This is a genomic window from Actinomadura rugatobispora (assembly GCF_055379765.1).
The window spans coordinates 1,944,399-1,964,729 of record NZ_AP029191.1 but is presented as its reverse complement, the minus strand read 5'-3'; the positions used below and the strand labels follow the sequence as shown (position 1 = coordinate 1,964,729).

The following is a 20,331-nucleotide window of genomic DNA, read 5'->3' as shown; positions in this document are numbered from 1 at the left end:
GCGCGGTCAGGGCGCGGGCGGTTTGCGGGCGCCGCCGCGCTTGTCCTGGCGGCGCCGCTCGTTCTTGGCCGCCTTGCCCCGCTTGCCCGGCTCGGCCGCCTCCGGCGCGGCGGCCGGCCTGGGCGGCGGGGGCTCCTCGCCGTCCGGGCGCGGCCGGGAGATGTCCCGCGCCCGCATCGCCGCGTCCACCGTGATCCGCATTCCCGGCTGACCCACCGCGACCTCCTCGCTCGTTCCCGCTCGCCCGCGCACGGCCGGTTCGGTGCGTCCATTGGACACCACCGGCCCCACCTCCTGGCAAGGGCGGCGGCCACGGAGTGTGATCCTGGACGGGCTCGGGGGCAAGGTGGGACCACGGGGGCGTAGTGGATCGTCGCAACCGGTGATCGCTGGCGCGGATGGGCGCCGGTCGGGCCGGATGCTCGATACAGTGCCGGAGTCATGCTGCAACGTCTGGTCCACCTCCTTCCGCCGAGGGTCCGCGCCTTCCTGCGCCGGATCCCGATCCTCGTGCGGGTCTACGGGTGGCTGCGGCGCGGCAGGCTGACCCGTGAACGGAACGTCTTCGCGGCCCTGGCGGTGTTGACGCTGGTGATCGGGTTCAGCGCGCCGGTGTCGCAGGCCTGGGCCCCGCTGAGCGCGCTGTTCCTGGCCGTGCTCGGCGGCGGCCTGCTGCTCAAGGTGCGCAGCCTGGTGGCGCTGCTGTGCGTGGTCGTGGTCATGGTCGGCTACAACGACTGGAAGGACCCGCAGGGCGTCGGGCCCGTCATGATCGCCACGCTGGGCGTCACGGCGGTGCTCGCCCTCACCCTGGCCCGCACCCGGCAGCGGCTCGGCGTGCAGGGGCTGCGCGGCGACTCGATGCTGCTGGAGCTGCGCGACCGGCTGCGCCGCCAGGGCGAGATGCCCGAGCTGCCGGAGGGCTGGGACTCCCAGGTCGTGCTCCTCCAGGCGGGCGGGTCGTCGTTCGGCGGCGACTTCGTGGTGTCGAACTGCGACGGGGAGACGCTGGAGGTCGCGCTGGTGGACGTGTCCGGGAAGGGCACCGACGCCGGCACCAGGGCCCTGATGCTGTCCGGCGCCTTCGGTGGGCTGCTTGGATCGCTCCAGCCCGAGCATTTCCTGCCCGCCTGCAACACCTATCTCCAGCGGCAGCGCTGGGACGAGGGCTTCGTCACGGCCGTCCATCTGGTGCTCGACCTCAAGACCGGCGACTTCACGGTCGAGTCGGCGGGCCACCCGCCCGCCGTGCAGTTCGAGTCGGCCACCGGCACCTGGCACGTCGGCACGGCCAAGGGCGTGGTGCTGGGCGTGGTGCCCGACCTGCGCTGCGTCCCCGAGCACGGCAGGCTCAAGCCCGGCGACGCGCTCATGCTCTACACCGACGGACTGGTGGAGTCGCCCGGCCGCGACCTGGACGCGGGCATCGACCGGCTGCTGGGTGAGGCCGAGCGGCTCGTCCCCGAGGGCTTCCGGAAGGGCGCCAGGGAGCTGGTCCAGACGATGGCGGCGGCCCGCGACGACGACTGCGCCCTCGTGCTGATCTGGCGCACCTGATCCCACGGCGCGCCCCATCCCCTGGGCCCAGGGCTCAGGGAGCGCCGCTGCCCCTGTTCCTTCCGCCGGTCTTGCCCTCGCCCTTGTTCTTGCCCTTCTGGTCGCGGGACTGCCGCTGGCCGGGGTGCCGCTTGGACGGGCGGGGCGTGACCGGCACCACGCGCCGCACCGGGGCGCGCGAGGTGGTGCCGGAGGCCGGTGCCGAGGGGGGCGTCGCCGACGTCGACGACGCCGGGACCGCGTCCCTGCCCGCCCCGCTCATTCCAATGATCAGTCCGCCGGCCAGCAGGGTCGCCACCGCCGCCCCGACTCCGGCCAGCAGCCGGACACGGGTCGACGAGCGCGCCCCGACGTGCCCGATCACGGTGAAGGCGGCCGTGTCGGGGCCCTCGTCGCCGGCACCGGAGGAGGAGGCCGGACGCGGCGGCGCGGCGACCGGCCGGCCGAGCGCCTTTCCGCCGTTGCCCGCGCCGTTGCGGGCGTTGTTCCTGGGGCTCGTCCTTGGGACGGTCCCGTTGCGCGCCGCGCCGCCGTTCCGGGCCGCCTTCCGTGCCTCCCGGCGGGGGAGGGCCGCGGTGGCGGACGGCGCGGGCGCCGGACGGCCGGTTCCCTGGACGAGGGCCAGCAGCAGGCCGGACGCGGTGGGCCGGTCGCGCGGGTCCTTGGCCAGCGCGGGCCGCACCGCGTTGAGCAGCGCCACGGGCAGCCCGTCCAGATCGGGCTCTTCGCGCATCACGCGCAGCGCGACCGCGGCCGGTTCGCCCTCCCCGAACGGCATCCGGCCCGTCCCGGCGTACGCGACCAGGCAGCCCCAGGTGAAGATGTCGGCCGCCGGGGTGGCGTACCCGCCGCGCAGCACCTCGGGGGCCATCCAACCGGGCGTGCCCAGGACGGTCCCGGCGGAGGTGAGGGTGCCGGGGGTGTCCTGGGAGCGGGCGATGCCGAAGTCGATCACGCGGCAGCCGGACAGGGTCAGCATCACGTTGGCGGGCTTGAGGTCGCGGTGCACCAGCCCGGCCGAGTGGATCGCCGCCAGCGCCGACACCACGCCCACCGCCACCGCGTGCGCGTCCGCGTCCGGCATCGGCCCGCCCGCGGTGATCCGGTGCTGGAGCGACATCCCGCCGACGTACTCGCTGACGATGTAGGGGCGGCCGTCCTCCTCGCCGTGCGCCAGGACGCGCGCGGTGCAGAAGGAGGCGACCCGCCCGGCCAGGACGGCCTCGTCGCGGAACCGGTCCCGGAACGCGGCGTCGACCGCGAGATGGGGGTGGATGGTCTTCACCGCCACCCGCCGGTCGGAGTCGGAGCGGCGGCCGAGGTAGACCGTGCCCATCCCGCCGGCGCCGATCCGGCCGAGCAGGGAGTAGCCGCCCACCGTCCGCGGATCACCCGCCTCCAGCGGGCGTACGTCGTACGTCGGGGATTCGCGCACAGGGGTGGATTCGTGCGCGGGGGATCCGGTGGCGTGCCCGTCCATGCTTGACCCGTCGGCCCCTTTCGTCACTCCAGTCCGTCCAGCCCCCGATCATGTGCACAGTATGGTGCCGTATGAACACAGATTGCAGGAAACGTGTTCGTCACCTCGATGTAGCCCCGATGGCATTCGGACAGGGCAGAGTTATCTCCAGTTCGGCAATCGCCCGGCTCCGTCGGATCCTCCTCGGCGCGCGGAGCGAGCGGTTGGCGGCACCGAAGGCGATGTCCGCGCGGTCGGCACCCCAGGGGTGGGAGGCGCCGTTCCGCGCGGGCATCGATCCTTTTTGGGGGTCCTCCCCCGCTCTTGCCCTCTTATGTCCGGTGCGGCTGGTCGCGGATTCCCTCGGATGTTTCCTATCTAATTGGTTGACTTAGTGGGGAACATGGACCAGGATGAGGTTCGTGAGCTTCGAGGTCATCATCGGCAATCCCCGTCCCGGATCCCGTACGGCCGCCGCCGCGGTCGCCGCCGCCCGCGCCGTCGCGGAGGCGGCCGGCATCGACGGCGAGCCCGGCGTGATCGACCTGTCCGAGTACGGACCGGGACTGCTGGAGGCCACGCCCCCGGCGGAGGTCGCCGCGGCCCTCGAACGCGTCAAGGCGGCCCAGGTGCTGCTGGTCGCCAGCCCCACCTACAAGGCCACCTACACCGGCCTGCTGAAGGTCTTCCTCGACCGGATCGCCGGCGGCGCGCTGCACGGCGCCGTCGCGCTCCCGGTGCTGGTGATGGGCGCGCCTCAGCACGCGCTGGCGGTCGAGGTGCACCTGCGGCCGCTGCTGGTCGAGCTCGGCGCCACGGTGCCCTCCCCGGGGCTGGCGCTGCTGGAGTCCGAACTCGAAACGATCATCCGGCCGCCCGGCGCGGCCGGCGAGACCCCCCGGCCCGGCTCCGTGCTCGCGGAGTGGGCCGGCCAGGTCGTCCCCGCCGTTCGGGGCGCTCTTACGGCGGGGGCCGTCCGGTGACCGGGACGGCGACGGCACGGCCCGTCCCGGTCACCGGCGACTCCTCCCAGGCGGCTCATCCTTGACCTGAGCCGTTGTTTCACCGGCAATGGGAGGGTTACAACAAGCCCTAGAGAAGGTAGAACACTCCATTCCGCTCACCCCCAGGTGCGGACGCGGCGCGGTGCACGACCGCGCGCTACCCGGGGAGGGCGCCGGAATGTCGCATCCGGTCACGCGGTGGTCCCCATCGCACTGGTCGATGCAGGCACGGCTGACCGCCCTGGCCACCGCGATGGCCGGGGCGCTGCTGCTTCTGGGCGTCCTGGCCATGTTCGTGGCGGTGCCGGTCGGGCACATCGGCAGCACCACGCTCGCCCTCCTGCTGGGCCTGGGCCTGGGGCTGGTGCTGGGCCTGCCCCTGGTGGGCTGGATCGTCTGGCACGCCGTCGAACGGGCGCTGCGCCCGGTCGGCGTGATGACCTCCGAACTCGACCTGATCACCAAGCGCCGCGGGGCGCGCCGGGTCAGCGTCCCCGACCGGCACGACGAGGTCGCCGAGCTGGCCCGTGCCGTGAACGTCACGCTGGAGCGGATGGAGCACCTCGGCGAGCGGCAGCGGGCCTGGGTCGCCGACGCCTCGCACGAGCTCCGCAGCCCGCTGACCGGCCTGCGCACCCAGCTGGAGGCGGCGCTGCAGGATCCCGACGAGGAGGACTGGCCGCGGGTGGCGCAGGCGGTGCTGTCCGACGCCGACCGGCTGCAGCGGATCGTCCAGGACCTGCTGATGATGGCGAGGCTGGAGTCCGGCGCCCCCGGCGAGCGGGAGCGGATCGACCTGGGCGCGCTGGTCCGTACCGAGACCGCCCGGCGCGCCGTCCGGTCGCGGGTGCCGATCGAGCTGGAGACCGACGAGGGCGTGGAGGTGTCGGGCGTGCGCGCCCACCTGGTACGCCTGCTGACCAACCTGCTGGACAACGCCGAGCGGCACGCCAGGTCGTGGGTGCGGGTGGCGGTCGGGAGCGACGGCAGCGACGCCCTGATGATGGTCGCCGACGACGGACCCGGCATCCCGCGCGAGGAGCGGGAACGGGTCTTCCAGCGCTTCCAGCGGCTGGCCGAGGGGCGCCGCTGCGACGCGGGCGGCACCGGACTGGGGCTGCCGATCTCCCGCGACATCGCGCACGCGCACGGCGGCTCGCTCGTCGTCGGGGAGTGCCCCGACGGCGCCCGGCTCATCCTCCGCATCCCCCTGGCCTGATCGTCCCCCGCGACCTGTCCTAGGTTGAACGAACTCGAACGAAACGTGTGGAACCGGCGGCGGCCGGGCGCGGGAGGGGACAGCATGCCGGGATCGGCGGGCGGCCGGGTGGGGGCGCGCGAACTGCTGCGCCGGGTGCTGGACGGTGACGGCCACCGGTCCTGGGACGTCGAGCCGCTCCCGGTCGCCGACCCGGACTCCCCGTACGGCCGGGACCTGGCCGCCGCCCGCGAGCGCAGCGGCTGCGACGAGGCCGTGATCACCGGGGAGGGGCTGCTGCGCGGGCGGCGGGTGGCCTACGTGGTGTCGGAGTTCCGGTTCCTGGCGGGCTCGATCGGGCTGGCCACCGCGGAGCGGATCGTGGCCGCGGTGGAGCGCGCCACCGCCGAGGGGCTGCCGCTGGTGGCGGCGCCGTCGTCGGGCGGCACCCGGATGCAGGAGGGGACGGCCGCGTTCGTGCAGATGGCCAGGATCACCGCGGCGGTGACCCGGCACCGCGCGGCGGGGCTGCCGTACCTGGTCTACCTGCGGCATCCGACCACGGGCGGCGTCTACGCCTCCTGGGGCTCGCTGGGGCACGTGACCGCCGCCGAGCCGGGCGCGTTGATCGGGTTTCTGGGGCCGCGCGTGTACGAGGGGTTGTACGGGGAGCCGTTCCCCGAGGGCGTCCAGGTGGCGGAGAACCTCTTCGCCAAGGGCCTGGTCGACGCCGTCGTGGGGATCGACGAGCTCGCGGAGGTCGCGGCGGGGGCGCTGGACGTCCTGTCCGCGCGGCGGGCGCCCGATGGCCATGAGGTCCGTCCCGCGGGCTCGACCAGGCTTCCCGGCGCGCTCGCGGGCTCCTCGCCGGGGGACGGGGCGGTCGCCGTGGAGGACGGCGGATCGGCCTGGGAGTCGATCGAACGCTCGCGCGACCCCGCGCGGCCGGGCGTGCGCGAGCTGCTGCGGTACGGGACCGGCCGCGTCACCCTCATGTCCGGGACCGGGCAGGGAGAGGCCGACCCCGGGCTGCTGCTCGCGCTGGCCCGCGTCGGCGGCGCGGCCTGCGTCGTGGTCGGCCAGGACCGCCGCAGCCAGCGCGAGGGCCACCGGCTCGGCCCGGCGGGGCTGCGCGTCGCCCGGCGCGGGATGGGCCTGGCCGCCGAGCTGGGCCTGCCCCTGGTCACGGTGGTCGACACGCCGGGCGCGGTGCTGTCGGCCGAGGCGGAGGAGGGCGGGCTGGCCGGGGAGATCGCCCGCTGCCTGGCCGATCTGATCACCCTGCCCGTGCCCACCGTCTGCCTGCTGCTGGGGGAGGGGACCGGGGGCGCGGCGCTGGCGCTGCTGCCCGCCGACCGGGTGCTGGCCGCCCGGCACGCCTGGCTGTCCCCGCTGCCGCCCGAGGGCGCCTCGGTGATCGTGCACCGGACACCGGACCGGGCGGCGGAGATGGCCGGGGCGCAGGGCGTCCGCTCGGCCGATCTGCTGCGCGACGGCATCGCCGACCAGGTGGTGGACGAGCGCCCGGACGCCGCCGACGAGCCCGAGGAGTTCTGCGTCCGGGCGGCCGGGGCCGTCGCGCGGGCGCTGGCCGGGCTGTCCGCGCTCCCCGCCGCCGACCGGCTGGCCGCCCGCGACCACCGCTACCGGACCGTGGGGACCGTCCCGCGCGACTGAGCCAGCCCGGCCCCGATTACGGTGCGGAGGCGGTTACCAGGGCCGTGAACAGGGCCTGCTGGGCGGGGTCGGTGGCGGCGGTGTCCTCCGGATGCCACTGGACGCCCAGGAACCACCCGGCCTCCCGCCCCGGATCGGCGTACTCGACCCCCTCGATCACGCCGTCGGCGGCGCGCGCCGTCACCGCCAGCCCGCGGCCCAGCACCTCGAGGTCCTGGTGGTGGTAGCAGGACGCCCGCGCCTCGCCCGCGTCCAGGATCTTGGCCAGCAGCGTGCCCGGATCGACCGCGACCGGGTGGACGAGGTGGCGGTGCTCGGCGTCCATGTGCTGGCGCAGCGTGCCGCCGCGGACCACGTTCACCACCTGCAGCCCCCGGCACACCGCCAGCAGCGGCAGCCCCGAGGCGAGGGCGTGCTCGGCCACGGCCAGGTCGAACGCGTCCTGCTCCTCGTCCACGTCGTACAGCGCCTCGTGCTCGTCGGCGGCGCCGTAGTGGCGGGGGTGCAGGTCGCCGCCGCCGGGGAGCAGGACGCCGTCGCAGCGGGCCAGCCGCGCGGCCGCGCCCGCCGGGTCGGCCGGATGCATGACGAACGGCTCGCCGCCGCCTCGCCACACCGCCTCCACCAGCGCGCGGGCGGCGACCTCGGCGCGGTACCGCAGCGCCGAGGCACTGGTGGAGAAGCGGGCGGGCAGGGCGATCAGCGGCCTGCTCACAGCTCGATCCAGGTGGTCTTCAGGTCGGTGTACTTGTCGAGGGCGTGCAGGGACTTGTCGCGGCCGTGGCCGGACTGCTTCACCCCGCCGAACGGCACGCTCATGTCGCCCTCCTCGTAGCAGTTCACCCACACCGTCCCGGCCTTCAGCGCGCGGGACACGCGGTGCGCGGTGGACAGGTCGGAGGTCCACACGGCGGCGGCGAGCCCGTAGTCGGTGCCGTTGGCCAGCCGGACGGCCTCCTCGGCGTCGTCGAACTCCAGCACCGCCAGCACCGGCCCGAAGATCTCCTCGCGGGCGATCGCCATCCCGGGCTCGACCCGGTCGAACACCGTCGGCCGCAGGAAGTGCCCACCCTCGTGGACGCCGTCCGGCCGCCCGCCGCCGCCCGCGCGGAGCCGGGCCCCGCCGTCGCCGCCGGCCGCCACGTACGACAGCACCCGCTCCCGCTGCGCGGCCGACACCAGCGGGCCCATCTCGGTGGACGGGTCGAGCGGGTCGCCGACCCGGATCGCCCCGGCGCGGGCGACGATCCGGTCCAGCACCCGGCCGGCGACCGAGCGGTGCACCAGCAGCCGGGACGGCGCCGAGCACATCTCCCCGGCGTTGAAGAAGATCCCCCAGGCGGCGGTGTCGGCGGCGGCGTCCAGGTCGGGCGCGTCGGGCAGGATGATGTTGGGCGACTTGCCGCCCAGCTCCAGCCAGACCCGCTTGAGGTTGGAGTCGGCCGCGTACCGCAGGAAGTGCCGCCCGACCTCGCCGGACCCGGTGAACGCGACCGCGTCGACGCCCGGATGCTCGCCCAGCGCCCGCCCGGCGACCTCGCCGCGCCCGTTCAGCACGTTGAACGCCCCGGGCGGCAGCCCCGCCTCGGCGGCCAGGGCGGCCAGGTGCAGCGCCGACAGCGGCGACTCCTCGGCCGGCTTGAGCACCACCGTGCAGCCCGCGGCGAGCGCCGGGGCCAGCTTCCAGGCGGCCATGGTCAGCGGGAAGTTCCACGGGACGACCGCCGCGACCACGCCCACCGGCTCCCGGGTGACCAGCGCCAGCGAACCCCCGCCGGTGCGCGGCGACTCGTCCAGCTGCTTGTCGGCGGCCTCGGCGTACCAGCGCAGGCAGCCGATCACCGCGCGCAGCTCGATGCCGTACGCCTCGGTGATCGGCTTGCCCATCTCCAGGCTGATGAGCAGCGACAGCCGCTCCCTGTCACGTTCCACCAGATCGGCCCAGCGCAGCAGCGCCGCCTTGCGCTCGGCGGGCGCCAGCCGCGGCCACGGGCCCTCGTCGAACGCGCGCCGCGCGGCGGCCACCGCACGGTCGGCGTCGGCCGCGTCCGCGGCGGCGACCCGGGCGATCACGGCGCCGTCGCGCGGCGACACGACGGGCAGCTCGCCCGCGCCGGGAGAGAACGCGCCGTCGATGTGGAGGCCGGTGTACGGGTCGAGCTTCTCGGCCCGGGCAAGCCATTCCTCGTACGGTACGCCGGTCAAGGCCCCTCCTATGCAATTGGGAGGGCGGGCCAGGGCCGTGATGGCCCTGGCCCGCCGTCGATCCGTCGGGTCGGAGATTCCGAGATTCAGAGGGGCAGGCCCGTGAGGACCATGACCTTCTCCTCGGTGTAGTCCAGCATCGCCGAGCGCAGCCCCTCGCGGCCGACCCCGGAGTCCTTCACGCCCCCGTACGGCATCTGGTCGGCCCGGTAGGACGGCACGTCGCCGATCACCACGCCGCCGACGTCCAGCTCCCGGTGCGCCCGGAACGCGATGTCGAGGTTCCGCGTGAACACCCCGGCCTGGAGCCCGAACGTGGACGCGTTGACCAGGTCGAACGCCTCGTCCACGCCGTCGACGGGCTGGACCAGCATGACCGGCCCGAAGACCTCCTCGCGCTGCACCTTGGCGTCGGCGGGCACGCCGGCCAGCACGGTGGGCGCGTACGCGGCGCCCTCGCGGGTGCCGCCGGCCAGCACCTCGGCGCCCGCCGCGACCGCCTCGTCCACCCAGGACTCCACCCGCTCGGCGGCGTCCTGGCTGACCAGCGGGCCGACCTGGGTCTTGTCGTCCCACGGGTCGCCGGTGACCAGCGCGTTGACCGACTCGACCAGCTTGGGGACGAAGTCGTCGTACACCGACCGGTCGACGTACACCCGCTGCACCGCGATGCAGCTCTGCCCGGCCTGGTAGTTGGAGAACAGACCGATGCGGGAGGCCGCCCAGTCGAGGTCGGAGTCGGGCAGCACGACCGCGGCGCCGTTGCCGCCGAGCTCCAGCGTGACGTGCTTGCGCGGGACCGAGTCGCGGATCGACCAGCCGACCGGGACCGAGCCGGTGAACGACACGATCGGCAGTCGCGGGTCCTGGACCAGGCCGGGGGCCCGGTCGTTGGGCACCGGCAGGACCGAGAACATGCCCTCGGGCAGGTCGGTCTCGGCCAGCAGCTCGCCCAGCAGCAGCGCCGAGAGCGGGGTGGCGGGGGCGGGCTTGACCACGATCGGGGCGCCCACCGCGATCGCCGGGGCGATCTTGTGGGCGGTGAGGTTGAGCGGGAAGTTGAACGGCGAGATGCCCAGCACCGAGCCCTTGGGCACGCGGGCGACGTAGGCCATCCGGCCGCCCGCGGCCGGGTCGGTGTCGAGCCGCTGGGTGGTGCCGCTCCAGCGGCGGGTCTCCTCGGCGGCGAACCGGAACGTGGCGATCGCGCGGGTCACCTCGCCGCGCGCCCACAGCAGCGGCTTGCCGTTCTCGGAGGTGATGAGCCGGGCGATCTCCTCGGAGCGCTCCTTCAGCCGCGCCGACACGTGCGCCAGGGCCTCGGCGCGCACGTGCAGCGGCAGCGCGGCCGCCTCCCGCCGGATCGCGTCGGCCGCGGCCACGGCCTGTTCGACCTGGTCCGGGGTCGGTACGGCGGCGGTCCCCACGACGCGTCCGTCGTAGGGGTGGGTAACGGTCAGTTCCTCGTCACCGGTCGCGGGCCGACCGGCCAGCCAGAATGGGGTCACGTCCATGGCCTCACGCTATCTCCGGTCCGCCGCCGCGGGAGCCTCCAGCGTGTCCAATCGGGCCGCCGTCGCTCGCCGTGACGGCGAGCGCGATCCACAGCTCGGCGCGGACCGCCGGATCGTCCAGGTCGCGGCCCAGCAGCTCGGCCGCCTTCCGCATCCGGGTGCGCAGCGTGTGCCGGTGCACGCCCAGCGCCCGCGCGGCGGCCTCGCCCTGCCCGTTCGCCGCCAGGTAGGCGCGCAGCGAGGCGACCAGGGACGGGTCCTCGGCGCGCAGCGGGGCCAGCAGCGCCTCCGCGAAGCCCTGCGCCACGCCGGGGTCGAGCAGGCCCAGCAGGCCCCGGCCCGGAAGGTCGGCGTGGTGGAGCACCCCGTGCGGGCTGTCGGCCCCCGCCCGGACGCGGCGCGCGGCGGCCAGGGCCCGTTCCGCCTGGGCGAGGGCGCGGTCGAGGGCGTCCAGGTCCTCGGCCGGGTCGCTGACGCCGACCGGGCCGCTCGGCCGCGCCAGCGCCGCCACCTGGCCCGCCAGCCGGTCCGGGACGATCACCGCGCACGGGCCGTCCCGCAGCGGCACCGCCAGGCAGCGCTCGCCCGCCGGATCGGCGTCCAGCGCGTCCAGGACGGCGCCGCCGCCCGCGCACGCCAGCACCCGCACCGGAGGATCCGGCAGCGCGGACTCCGCCGCCCCCGCAGGGCGCACCCCCAGCAGCAGCCCGGCCAGCGCCGCCCGCAGAGGACGGCCCGTGCGCGGGCTCTCCGACTGGAGGGTGAGCAGGGAGACCGCCGCGCCCACGATCGTGTGGGCCGCGGGCGGCAGCGGATCGCCGGTGCCGACGGCCAGGAACCCGCGCGGCCGCCCGCCCAGCCCGATCGACTGCACGACCACCTGCCCGTCCTCCCCGGACAGCGCGACGCTGGAGGCGCCCTCCCGCGAGTCCGGGGTGCCGCGCAGCCGGGCCAGCTCGGGCGCCAGACCGGGGGCGCGGCGCCGGGCGCGGGCGGGCTCGGCGTGCCGCACCTCGCCGGCGGGGTCCAGCAGCAGCGCCCAGCCGCCCAGCTCCCGCGCCAGCCTGGTGATCAGCGGCCCGGGGCCCTTCAGCGCCGCCCGGGTCAGCTCCCGCTGGGCGTGGGACGAGCGGGTCGCGTCCTCGTACCACTCGGCGGCCAGCAGCCGCGACACCGCCTTCCCGACCGCGATGAACGGCGTCGGCCGCGGCACCTCCAGCAGCGCCAGCCCCTGCGCCCGCGACGCCGCCACCAGCTCCGGCGGGACGTCCTCGTGGATCACCCCGACCGCGAAGCCGAGCCCGGCCACGCCCCGCGCCACCAGCCGCGCGACGTAGGGGGCGGCGCCCTCGGCGGTCAGCCGCATCCCGGTCGTCAGCAGCAGCTCCCCGCCCTCCAGGAACGGCGTCGGATCCTCCAGCTCGCTGACCGCCACCCACCGCACGGGCGCGTCGGGCGCCGGCCCGGTCAGCGGGCGCAGGCGCAGCTGCGGCAGCGCGGCCACCTGGCGGAGGGTGGGAGGCACGGGCGGCTCCTTACGGGTCGTCGAAAAGGGCGGCCGGGATTCGCCGGTCCGTACGGTTCAGCGTAGGTCGCGCCGCGCTTATGTTCACGCCATGAGCAGCCAGATCATCGGCGCGCCGTCCGGCGTGCACCGCCTGCCCCAGGAGCGCCGCGTCGTCACCGAGATTCCCGGACCCCGCTCGCGCGAACTCCAGGAGCGCCGCGCCGCCGCGGTCGCGCCCGGGGTGAGCAGCGTGCTCCCGGTGTACGTGACCGACGCGGGCGGCGGCGTCGTGGTCGACGCCGACGGCAACTCCCTCATCGACTTCGGCTCCGGGATCGCCGTCACCAACGTCGGCAACGCCAACCCGCGCGTCGCCGAACGGGTCGCCGCGCAGGCGGAGCGCTTCACCCACACCTGCTTCATGGTGGCGCCCTACGAGTCGTACGTCGCGGTCTGCGAGGCCCTCAACCGGCTCACCCCCGGCGACCACGCCAAGCGCACCTTCCTGGTCAACAGCGGCGCGGAGGCGGTGGAGAACGCCGTCAAGGTCGCCCGGTACGCCACCGGGCGGCAGGCGGTGGTGGTGTTCGACCACGGCTACCACGGCCGGACGCTGCTCACGATGACGCTGACCGCCAAGAACATGCCGTACAAGCACGGGTTCGGCCCCTACGCGCCCGAGGTGTACCGGATGCCGATGGCCTACCCGTTCCGCTGGCCGGGCGGGCCGGAGAACTGCGGGCCGGAGGCGGCGGCGCAGGCCGTCGACCAGATCACCAAGCAGATCGGGCCGGAGAACGTCGCCGGCGTGGTGATCGAGCCGATCCAGGGCGAGGGCGGCTTCATCGAGCCCGCGCCCGGGTTCCTGCCCGCGATCGCCGAGTTCTGCCGGGCGCACGGGATCGTGTTCATCGCCGACGAGGTGCAGACCGGGTTCGCCCGCACCGGCGACCTGTTCGCGTGCGAGCACGAGGGCGTCGTCCCCGACATCGTCACCACGGCCAAGGGCATCGCGGGCGGGATGCCGCTCGCCGCGGTCACCGGCCGCGCCGACCTGCTCGACCGGATCCACGCGGGCGGGCTCGGCGGGACCTACGGCGGCAACCCGGTCTCCTGCGAGGCGGCGCTGGCCGTGCTGGAGGAGATCGAGAACGAGAAGCTGGCCGACCGGGCCCGCGCGATCGGCGAGGTGATGCTGCCCCGGCTGCGCGCCCTGGCCGAGCGCCACCCCGAGGTCGGCGACGTGCGCGGCCGCGGCGCGATGATCGCGGTCGAGCTGGTGCGCGGCGACGGCTCGAAGGAGCCGAACCCGGAGCTGACCGCCGAGGTCGCGCGCCGCTGCCACGCCGCCGGGCTGCTGACGCTGACCGCGGGCACCTACGGCAACGTGCTGCGCTTCCTGCCGCCGCTGGTCATCCCCGAGCACCTGCTCAAGGAGGGCTTGGACGTCCTGGACGAGGCGTTCGCCGCCGCGACCGCCTAGAAGGCGCTGGCGGCGGGTTCCTCGGCGGCGGGCCGTTCGGTGCCGAGGCCGTAGAGGCCGGCGAGGATGTCGTACGAGCGCAGGCGGTCCGCGTGCTCGTACACCGAGGTCACCACCATCACCTCGTCGGCCTCCGTCCGCCCCAGCAGCGCGTCCAGCTGGGCCCGGACCGTCTCCGGGCCGCCCACGACCTGGCCGGCCAGCCGCGACTCGATGGCCTGGCGTTCGAACGGCGTGTACGGGTGCGCGGCGGTCTCCTCGGGGCTGGGCAGCGGCCCCGGGAGGCCCTGCCGCAGCCGCAGGAACGACAGCGCCTGCGGGGCGGCCAGCTCGCGCGCCCGCTCGTCGGTCTCGGCCGCCGTGACCGCCACCCCGATCATCGCGTACGGGCGTTCCAGCGCCTCCGAGGGGCGGAACGACTCGCGGTAGAGCTCGAGCGCCGGGAGGGTGTTCTCGGAGCTGAAGTGGTGGGCGAACGCGAACGGCAGGCCCAGCAGGCCCGACAGCCGGGCGCTGTAGCCGCTGGAGCCCAGCAGCCACACCGGGGGCTCGTTGCCCGCGGCCGGGGTCACGGTGCTCTGCGCCCCGAAGTAGGCGCGCAACTCGTGCACCTGCTCAGGGAAGTCGTCGACCGACAGGGCGTCGGGGGAGCGGCGCAGGGCGCGGGCGGTGGCCTGGTCGGTGCCGGGGGCGCGGCCCAGGCCGAGGTCGATGCGCCCGGGGTGGAGCGCCTCCAGCGTCCCGAACTGCTCGGCCACCACCATCGGGGCGTGGTTGGGCAGCATGACGCCGCCCGAGCCCACCCGCATCCGGGACGTGGCGGCGGCGACCTGGCCGATGAGCACGGCGGTGGCGGAACTGGCGATCCCCGGCATCGCGTGGTGCTCGGCCAGCCAGTACCGGTGATAGCCGAGCGCCTCGGTGTGCCGGGCCAGGTCGAGGGTGTTGCGCAGGGCCTGGGCGGAGGTGGAGCCGCTCACCACGGGGGACAGGTCGAGAACCGAGAAGGGGACGCTCATGATCCGTGCAACTTCGCGGGGCCGCGTCCTCTTCCCGGTGCCCGCCGATCATTCGGCGGAACGGCTCAGCGGAACGGCAGGGTCGCGGCGATGACGACGGCCACCGCGAGCACGGGGGCCACCGTGACGCTGAGCCAGGACCACGACACGAGCTTGCGGGCGCGCGCGGGGTCGTCCTTGAAGACCTCCTCGGCCTTCGTGTAGAGGATCGCGCCGACGAAGAGCAGGGGGAAGAACAGCACCATCGTCCACAGGCCGGCCAGGAAGGCGAGGACCTGGCCGGTCCGCGTGTAGGTGCCGTCCTGGCCGATGCCGAAGGCGGGGTGGGAGGCGGTGGGACCGGCGGAGGCGACGGGCAGGGCGCCGGGGGCGGGGGCGGCTTCGTTCATGACGGGTCACCGATCGACGTAGCAAACGTTCGGTCAAGTGACCTGGATCATACGCCGCGGAGGCGCACCCGTCGATGACCCCGTCCCCGTCCCCGCCCCCGGGCTCACCGCAGCCGCAGCCCGACCAGCACCGGGTCGTGGTCGGAGGAGCGGTAGGCGTCCGGCCGGTACAGCCCCGGCGGGTTGTACTCGGTGTTGTAGTCGAGGATGAGCGGCTCGTCGCTGTTGATGTGCCAGATCGTCGCGCCGCTGACCCGCTTGGACAGCTCCGGCCCGGCCAGGACGTGGTCCAGCTCGCCCGACTGGCCGTCGAACACGTAGCTGTAGCGCTGCCCGTCCCGGACGAACCGCTCGGTCTGCCCGACCAGCCCGGCCGCGGTCAGCACCTTCATCGGGTCCTCGGCGGAGTAGGCGTTCAGGTCGCCGAGCACCAGCGGGCCCTCCTCGCGCGCCGCCAGGTCCGCGATCGTCCGGGCCTGGGTGACGCGGCGGGGGTTGAAGCAGCCCTGGCCGTCGCCCTGGTCGCGGTCCGCGCCGGTCGCGCCGTCGCAGCCCTTCGACTTGAAGTGGTTCACGATCATGGTGAACGGGGCGCCGCCCGCGGCGGGCCGGAACGTCTGCACCAGCGGCGGCCGCTCGAACACCGGCTCGGCCGACGACCGCGCCGCGCCCACCGGCGTGAGCCGGGCGGTCTTGTAGATGATCGAGACGTGGATCGCGTCGGTGCCCGGGTTCGGGTGCCTGATCCAGCTGTAGGTGCCCGCGCCGACGGCCGCGTTCAGCCGGTCCACCAGCGCCTTGACCGCGGTGTCGCCGTTGTTCTCGACCTCCATGAGCCCGACCGCGTCGGCGTCCAGGCCCTTGAGCGCCGCGACCAGCTTGGCGATCTGCCGCTCCTGCTCCTCGGCGGTCGTGGCGCCGCGCTCGTCCAGCGTCGTGAACCAGTTCAGCGTGTTGAAGCTCGCCACCTTGACGTCGCCGCCGACCCCGGCGGGCTTGGCGGGACGCGGGTTGGCGCGGGCGAAGTGGGTGTCGCTCGTCGGCTGCAGCCGGTAGCTGCCGAAGCCCTGGCTGAGCACGCCGGTGAGGTTGGTCGTGGTGTCGCCGATGCGCAGCGCGTGCGGCTCGGTGAACGGGACGCGCGCCGGGTTCTGCACCGTCGAGCCGTCGTCGACCAGCAGCCGGCGCGCGTCGTTGCCCGCCTGCGTGCCGCCGCGTCCCTCGGTCGGCTGGAACAGCCGCCCGCCCTCGGAGACGGTCACCTCGCCGTACCGTCCGAGCTGGTAGGTCTCGGTCGCGGTGAGCCGCTGGCCGAACCGCAGCAGGACGCCCTCGTACGCCTCGACGCCGCCCTCCAGCGGCAGCCTCACCCGCGCGGGCTTGATCGAACGGGCCGTGCCGCACACGTCGACGGCGGTCACCGGCGACAGCTCGGTCAGGCCGCCGAACTCGACCGCCCGGCCGGTCACCAGCACGCGGTCCCCGGTCTTGACCTCTTTGGTCGAGTAGACGAACAGGCCGTCGGAGGTGCGCGGGTCGTCGTCGGGGGCCGGGTCCTGGACGAAGAAGCCCTTGAGCTGGTCGTCGGCCTGGAAGTCCCCGGTGACGGTGCCCTCGATCCGCACCGTCTGCCCGTTCAGGGGCGTGGTGGCCCCGGTGCCCTGGACCTGGGCGATCCGGTGCGTGGCGGGGGTGCTCTCGCACGCCTCCGCCGGTGTCCCGCCCAGGGCCGTCCCGGCACCGGCCGTCGTGGTGGCGAGACCCGCGGCCAGGGCGGTCGCGACTGCTGCTGCTGTACGGCGCATGCGCGGAGGCTAAGCCGGACGCGGTTCACCCTGGCCAACCCTTGGTGAAGACTCCATCGATTCGTAATGAACCACGAAATATCGGGCTTGGAGGGCAGGGGCGGATTGACCTGGAGTGTGCTCCAGTCCCTAGCGTGGGGGCCATGACGGCACAGCGGACGACACCGCAGCACAAGATCGGCTCGGGCTTCGGCGCGCAGAGCACCGCGGCCGAGGTCCTGAGCGGCATCGACCTGTCCGGCAGGCTCGCCATCGTCACCGGCGGGTACTCGGGGATCGGCCTGGAGACCACCCGGGCGCTCGCGGGCGCCGGCGCGCACGTGGTCGTCCCGGCCCGGCGGCGGTCCACCGCCGAGGAGGCGCTGGCGGGGATCGACGGCGCCGAGGTCGGCGTGCTGGACCTGGGCGACCTGGAGAGCGTCCGCCGCTTCGCCGAGGACTTCCTGGCCTCCGGACGCGGCATCGACATCGTGATCAACAGCGCCGGCGTCATGGCCAACCCGGAGACCCGCGTCGGCCCCGGCTGGGAGTCCCAGTTCGCCACCAACCACCTGGGCCACTTCGCGCTGGTCAACCGGCTGTGGCCGGCGCTGCGGCCCGGCGCCCGGGTGGTGTCGGTGTCCTCCATCGCCCACCGGAACTCCGGGATCCGCTGGGACGACCTCTCCTTCGAGCGCGGCTACGACAAGTGGGCGGCCTACGGGCAGGCCAAGACGGCCAACGTGCTGTTCGCCGTGCGGCTCGACGCCCTCGGCCGCGACTCCGGCGTCCGCGCCTTCGCCCTGCATCCCGGCGGCATCCGCACCCCGCTGCAGCGCCACATCCCCAAGGAGGAGATGATCGCCAGCGGCTGGATGGACGAGGAGGGGAACTCGCTCTTCGATTGGAAGTCGCCCGAGCAGGGCGCTGCCACGCAGGTGTGGGCGGCCACGTCGCCGCAGCTGGACGGCATGGGCGGCGTCTACCTGGAGGACTGCGACATCGCCGAGGTCTGGACGGACGACGCGCCCCCCGGCACCGGCGTCCAGCCGTACGCGGTCGACCCCGGCGACGCCGAGCGCCTCTGGACGCTCTCCGCCGAGCTCACCGGCGTCGACGCCTTCGCCCCGGCCCCGTCCTGAATGCCTCGCCTTGAACCAAGCCTCCTGAACCCGGCCGCAAGCCCGAAACGCCCGGGAGGCGCGCCTCGATAACCGTGCGACGACCCCGCCGACCCGGCGGCGGGGCGCGGCGGGAACGGGGTGCGCGCGTTGGCGGGGAGCGGGTCGGCGGTCGGCACCGGATACGCGCGCACGCGCGACATCGTCCTCGTCGCTGCGGCCCTGGCGCTCCTCGCGGCGGGACTGGCGGTCGTGCTCGTGCAGGCGTGGCCGCCCGCGCCCCAGATCGGCCGGGACGGGCGGCCCGAGGCGACGGCGAACGTGGTGACCGTCCACCTGTTCGGCGCCGTGGCCAGGATGACCCGCGAGGAGTGCCTGTTCGTCATCGTCATGGCGGCGGGCGCGATCGGCGGGGTCGTGCACGCCCTGCGCTCCCTCTACTGGTACGTCGGGAACCGGGCGCTGCGGCGCAGCTGGCTGATGATGTACCTGTTCCTGCCGTTCGTCGGGGCGCTGCTCGGGCTGATCGTGTACCTGGTGCTGCGCGGCGGGCTGACCTCGCCGACCGGCGGCTCGTCCGACGTCAACCCCTACGGCGTCACCGCGATCGCCGCGCTGGTCGGCCTGTTCTCGCAGGAGACCGCCGAGAAGCTGCGGTCGGTCTTCGCCACCCTGCTCACCCCCGCCCAGGCGGGACGCGACCAGGCGCTGCCGCCCCAGGTGCACTCGGTGGAGCCCGCGTCCGGGCCGGTGGGCGCCGTGGTCGTGATCCGGGGCGCGGGCCTGGGCTCGGCGTCCGCCGTCCGCTTCGGCGCGGTGGACGCCCCGGTGACCGACGCCGGCGACGACCGCGTCCAGACCACGGTGCCGCCCGGCGCCGTCACCGGGCGGCCGACCGTCATCACGCCGGGCGGCACGGCGACCGGCCCCATGGAGTTCACCGTGGAATGACCCCGGGTCAGTCGCCGGGCCAGTGGTCGTGCCAGAGGTGGTACGCGGCGCCCGGCATGACGGCCGGGAGGGCGCGCGTGTCGTCCAGCACGGCGGGCTCCTCGCCGGTCTTGGCGCGGGCGAACTGGACGTCGCCGGCGTACGAGGCGCGGGCGGGGTCGCCCGGACCCGCCACCAGGGCGGTGTAGCGGGGGCCCTGGAGCTCGTCGGCGGGGACGGCCGTGCCGATCACCAGGCTGTTGGCGACCGTGACCCAGCCGCCCAGCGCCGAGATCTGCCGCTCGGCGGCCTGCTGCTCCCACCGGTAGCGCAGGATGGGCTTGGAGAAGATCGGCACGAACAGGTGGGAGACGCCGCAGGACAGCAGCTCGCGCTCCCACCCGACGGAGCGGCTGAGGTCCTCGCAGATCAGGACGGCCAGCCGGCCGAAGGACGAGTCGAGCAGGCCGACCTTGGAGCCGGGGGTGAGGTACTCGTCGGCGGTGCCGGTGGACGGCGCGCCCGGCAGCCGCCACAGCCGCATCTGGGCGGCGTCCAGGGTGAAGCCCGACAGCTTGTCCTGGACGAGCAGCTCCCGGCCCGTCCAGCGGTCGATCAGGACCGCCCGGTTGGGCGGCGGGTCGTCGGTGCCGAGGGGGCCGCTGCCGAGCAGGAGGAAGCGCAGCGGGTGCCTGCCGCGATCGCGGCCGGCGGTGTGGAAGGCGGCCTCCTTCCAGCGCTCCAGCAGCGTGTCCGACAGCGACACCTCCGGCATCACCGCGATCCGGGCGCCGGCCTCGTCCAGCCGCCGGATGATCGTCTCGATCCGGTCCCGGCTGACGTGGGAGTCGCTGGGGCGCAGCCGGTACACGGTCATGCCGTACCGGCGCTCGAAGTCGATCTCGATGTCGTCGAAGGTCTCCAGCACGGGCACGCAGCCGACCGGCACCGGCTCGTCGCGGTCGAAGTGCGGGTCGAGGACCGGGGGCAGCAGGGTGTGGTCGACCTTCGCCCACTCCTCGGGCGGGACGCGGTGCACGCCGAAGAACTCGGCCTTGGTGCGGCGTCCGCGCGGGCGGCCGGGGAAGGCGCAGCGGGGGAGCAGCGCGCCCTCCCGCTCGTCCCCGTTGAGGCGCCCCTCGGTGAGGTACCGGACGGTCAGGCCGGTCAGCGCGGGGGCGTCGTGGTACGGGCCGTAGGGGTTGGCGTGCGCGAGCGCGCCGTCGAGCCCCAGCAGGACCGTGAACCGGCCGCGGTCGCCGTCCTCGGCGATGTTCTCCTCGGTCACCTCGGGGCTGAGCGAGCCCAGCGCCAGGACGATCTCGGAGATCTCCCCGGCGCGGCGCCGCACCCCCGCGTCGTCGTACCACCGCGTGGCCTGCCACCCGTGGAAGTGGCGGTCGGGAAGCTCGTCGTAGAGCTGGAGGAAGAGATCAGCTGGATCGGCGGGATGGGCCTCACGGGCAGGTGCCGCCAACTGATCC

At 74.7% G+C, this 20,331-nt stretch carries 17 protein-coding genes; 7 read left to right on the top strand and 10 right to left on the bottom strand.

Annotated elements, in window-relative coordinates; translation table 11 throughout:
- Nucleotides 1-6: 6 nt before the first annotated feature.
- The gene (locus ACZ466_RS08140) at nucleotides 7-216 is read right to left on the bottom strand and encodes a hypothetical protein (RefSeq protein WP_378282628.1); all 210 of its coding nucleotides are present in this window, start codon (nucleotides 214-216) and stop codon (nucleotides 7-9) included.
- 225 nt (nucleotides 217-441) lie between these two features.
- Between ACZ466_RS08140 and ACZ466_RS08135 the strand changes: the two genes are divergently transcribed.
- Nucleotides 442-1,557: a PP2C family protein-serine/threonine phosphatase gene (locus tag ACZ466_RS08135; protein ID WP_378282629.1), complete on the top strand. Its 1,116-nt coding sequence runs from the start codon at nucleotides 442-444 to the stop codon at nucleotides 1,555-1,557.
- A gap of 34 nt (nucleotides 1,558-1,591) precedes the next feature.
- Here the strand turns inward: ACZ466_RS08135 and ACZ466_RS08130 are convergent, their stop codons facing one another.
- Nucleotides 1,592-2,992 (bottom strand): serine/threonine-protein kinase, encoded by a 1,401-nt coding sequence (locus ACZ466_RS08130; RefSeq protein WP_378282630.1) that lies wholly within the window; start codon nucleotides 2,990-2,992, stop codon nucleotides 1,592-1,594.
- Nucleotides 2,993-3,429: 437 nt separating this feature from the next.
- Here ACZ466_RS08130 and ACZ466_RS08125 point away from each other — a divergent pair, with 437 nt between their 5' ends.
- The 3 genes from ACZ466_RS08125 to ACZ466_RS08115 all read left to right on the top strand — a co-directional run bounded on the left by ACZ466_RS08125 (nucleotide 3,430) and on the right by ACZ466_RS08115 (nucleotide 6,895).
- On the top strand, nucleotides 3,430-3,999 hold the full coding sequence (locus ACZ466_RS08125) for an NADPH-dependent FMN reductase (RefSeq protein ID WP_378282631.1): 570 nt from the start codon (nucleotides 3,430-3,432) through the stop codon (nucleotides 3,997-3,999).
- 241 nt (nucleotides 4,000-4,240) lie between these two features.
- A complete protein-coding gene (locus tag ACZ466_RS08120; RefSeq protein ID WP_378282632.1) occupies nucleotides 4,241-5,239 on the top strand; it encodes a sensor histidine kinase in 999 nt (332 codons plus the stop codon).
- Nucleotides 5,240-5,323: 84 nt separating this feature from the next.
- A complete protein-coding gene (locus ACZ466_RS08115; protein ID WP_378282633.1) occupies nucleotides 5,324-6,895 on the top strand; it encodes a carboxyl transferase domain-containing protein in 1,572 nt (523 codons plus the stop codon).
- A gap of 16 nt (nucleotides 6,896-6,911) precedes the next feature.
- On the opposite strand, the gene ACZ466_RS08110 is transcribed toward ACZ466_RS08115, so the two are convergent.
- The 4 genes from ACZ466_RS08110 to ACZ466_RS08095 form a co-directional block, all read right to left on the bottom strand.
- A complete protein-coding gene (locus ACZ466_RS08110; protein WP_378282634.1) occupies nucleotides 6,912-7,610 on the bottom strand; it encodes a gamma-glutamyl-gamma-aminobutyrate hydrolase family protein in 699 nt (232 codons plus the stop codon).
- Entirely contained in the window at nucleotides 7,607-9,100 is a 1,494-nt protein-coding gene (locus tag ACZ466_RS08105) for an aldehyde dehydrogenase family protein (protein ID WP_378282635.1), read from the bottom strand. Before ACZ466_RS08105 ends, ACZ466_RS08110 begins: the two co-directional genes overlap by 4 nt.
- Nucleotides 9,101-9,186: 86 nt before the next feature.
- Nucleotides 9,187-10,614 carry an aldehyde dehydrogenase family protein gene (locus ACZ466_RS08100; protein ID WP_378282636.1) on the bottom strand — a complete coding sequence of 476 codons (1,428 nt, stop codon included), beginning with the start codon at nucleotides 10,612-10,614 and terminating at the stop codon, nucleotides 9,187-9,189.
- A gap of 4 nt (nucleotides 10,615-10,618) precedes the next feature.
- Complete coding sequence (locus ACZ466_RS08095; RefSeq protein ID WP_378282637.1) at nucleotides 10,619-12,139, bottom strand: PucR family transcriptional regulator; 1,521 nt, start codon at nucleotides 12,137-12,139, stop codon at nucleotides 10,619-10,621.
- 91 nt (nucleotides 12,140-12,230) lie between these two features.
- Between ACZ466_RS08095 and gabT the strand changes: the two genes are divergently transcribed.
- Nucleotides 12,231-13,604 carry a 4-aminobutyrate--2-oxoglutarate transaminase gene (gabT, locus tag ACZ466_RS08090; RefSeq protein WP_378282638.1) on the top strand — a complete coding sequence of 458 codons (1,374 nt, stop codon included), beginning with the start codon at nucleotides 12,231-12,233 and terminating at the stop codon, nucleotides 13,602-13,604.
- On the opposite strand, the gene ACZ466_RS08085 is transcribed toward gabT, so the two are convergent.
- From ACZ466_RS08085 to ACZ466_RS08075, 3 genes are all read right to left on the bottom strand, one after another.
- On the bottom strand, nucleotides 13,601-14,623 hold the full coding sequence (locus ACZ466_RS08085; protein ID WP_378282639.1) for an LLM class flavin-dependent oxidoreductase: 1,023 nt from the start codon (nucleotides 14,621-14,623) through the stop codon (nucleotides 13,601-13,603). The two genes, gabT and ACZ466_RS08085, sit on opposite strands and share 4 nt — an antisense overlap.
- Before the next feature lie 65 nt (nucleotides 14,624-14,688).
- Nucleotides 14,689-15,012, bottom strand: a complete 324-nt coding sequence (locus ACZ466_RS08080; protein WP_378282640.1) for a hypothetical protein — start codon at nucleotides 15,010-15,012, stop codon at nucleotides 14,689-14,691.
- A 104-nt stretch (nucleotides 15,013-15,116) separates the two neighbouring features.
- Nucleotides 15,117-16,817, bottom strand: a complete 1,701-nt coding sequence (locus ACZ466_RS08075) for an ExeM/NucH family extracellular endonuclease (protein WP_378282641.1) — start codon at nucleotides 16,815-16,817, stop codon at nucleotides 15,117-15,119.
- Between the two features lie 143 nt (nucleotides 16,818-16,960).
- On the opposite strand from ACZ466_RS08075, the gene ACZ466_RS08070 reads away from it, so the two are divergent.
- Complete coding sequence (locus ACZ466_RS08070; RefSeq protein ID WP_378282642.1) at nucleotides 16,961-17,938, top strand: SDR family NAD(P)-dependent oxidoreductase; 978 nt, start codon at nucleotides 16,961-16,963, stop codon at nucleotides 17,936-17,938.
- A 129-nt stretch (nucleotides 17,939-18,067) separates the two neighbouring features.
- Nucleotides 18,068-18,868, top strand: coding sequence for an IPT/TIG domain-containing protein (locus ACZ466_RS08065; RefSeq protein WP_464043106.1), 801 nt, complete (start codon nucleotides 18,068-18,070; stop codon nucleotides 18,866-18,868).
- Nucleotides 18,869-18,875: 7 nt separating this feature from the next.
- Here ACZ466_RS08065 and ACZ466_RS08060 read toward each other — a convergent pair whose 3' ends face one another.
- Nucleotides 18,876-20,324, bottom strand: a complete 1,449-nt coding sequence (locus ACZ466_RS08060) for a hypothetical protein (protein WP_464043104.1) — start codon at nucleotides 20,322-20,324, stop codon at nucleotides 18,876-18,878.
- Nucleotides 20,325-20,331 lie beyond the last annotated feature (7 nt).

What these genes read in the sequence shown, in the direction of transcription:
- ACZ466_RS08135 (WP_378282629.1), top strand. Translation starts at nt 442, where the DNA reads ATGCTGCAACGTCTGGTCCACCTCCTTCCGCCGAGGGTCCGCGCCTTC.
- ACZ466_RS08125 (WP_378282631.1), top strand. Translation starts at nt 3,430, where the DNA reads ATGAGGTTCGTGAGCTTCGAGGTCATCATCGGCAATCCCCGTCCCGGA.
- ACZ466_RS08120 (WP_378282632.1), top strand. Translation starts at nt 4,241, where the DNA reads ATGCAGGCACGGCTGACCGCCCTGGCCACCGCGATGGCCGGGGCGCTG.
- ACZ466_RS08115 (WP_378282633.1), top strand. Translation starts at nt 5,324, where the DNA reads ATGCCGGGATCGGCGGGCGGCCGGGTGGGGGCGCGCGAACTGCTGCGC.
- ACZ466_RS08100 (WP_378282636.1), bottom strand. Translation starts at nt 10,614, where the DNA reads ATGGACGTGACCCCATTCTGGCTGGCCGGTCGGCCCGCGACCGGTGAC.
- gabT (WP_378282638.1), top strand. Translation starts at nt 12,231, where the DNA reads ATGAGCAGCCAGATCATCGGCGCGCCGTCCGGCGTGCACCGCCTGCCC.
- ACZ466_RS08085 (WP_378282639.1), bottom strand. Translation starts at nt 14,623, where the DNA reads ATGAGCGTCCCCTTCTCGGTTCTCGACCTGTCCCCCGTGGTGAGCGGC.
- ACZ466_RS08080 (WP_378282640.1), bottom strand. Translation starts at nt 15,012, where the DNA reads ATGAACGAAGCCGCCCCCGCCCCCGGCGCCCTGCCCGTCGCCTCCGCC.
- ACZ466_RS08075 (WP_378282641.1), bottom strand. Translation starts at nt 16,817, where the DNA reads ATGCGCCGTACAGCAGCAGCAGTCGCGACCGCCCTGGCCGCGGGTCTC.
- ACZ466_RS08070 (WP_378282642.1), top strand. Translation starts at nt 16,961, where the DNA reads ATGACGGCACAGCGGACGACACCGCAGCACAAGATCGGCTCGGGCTTC.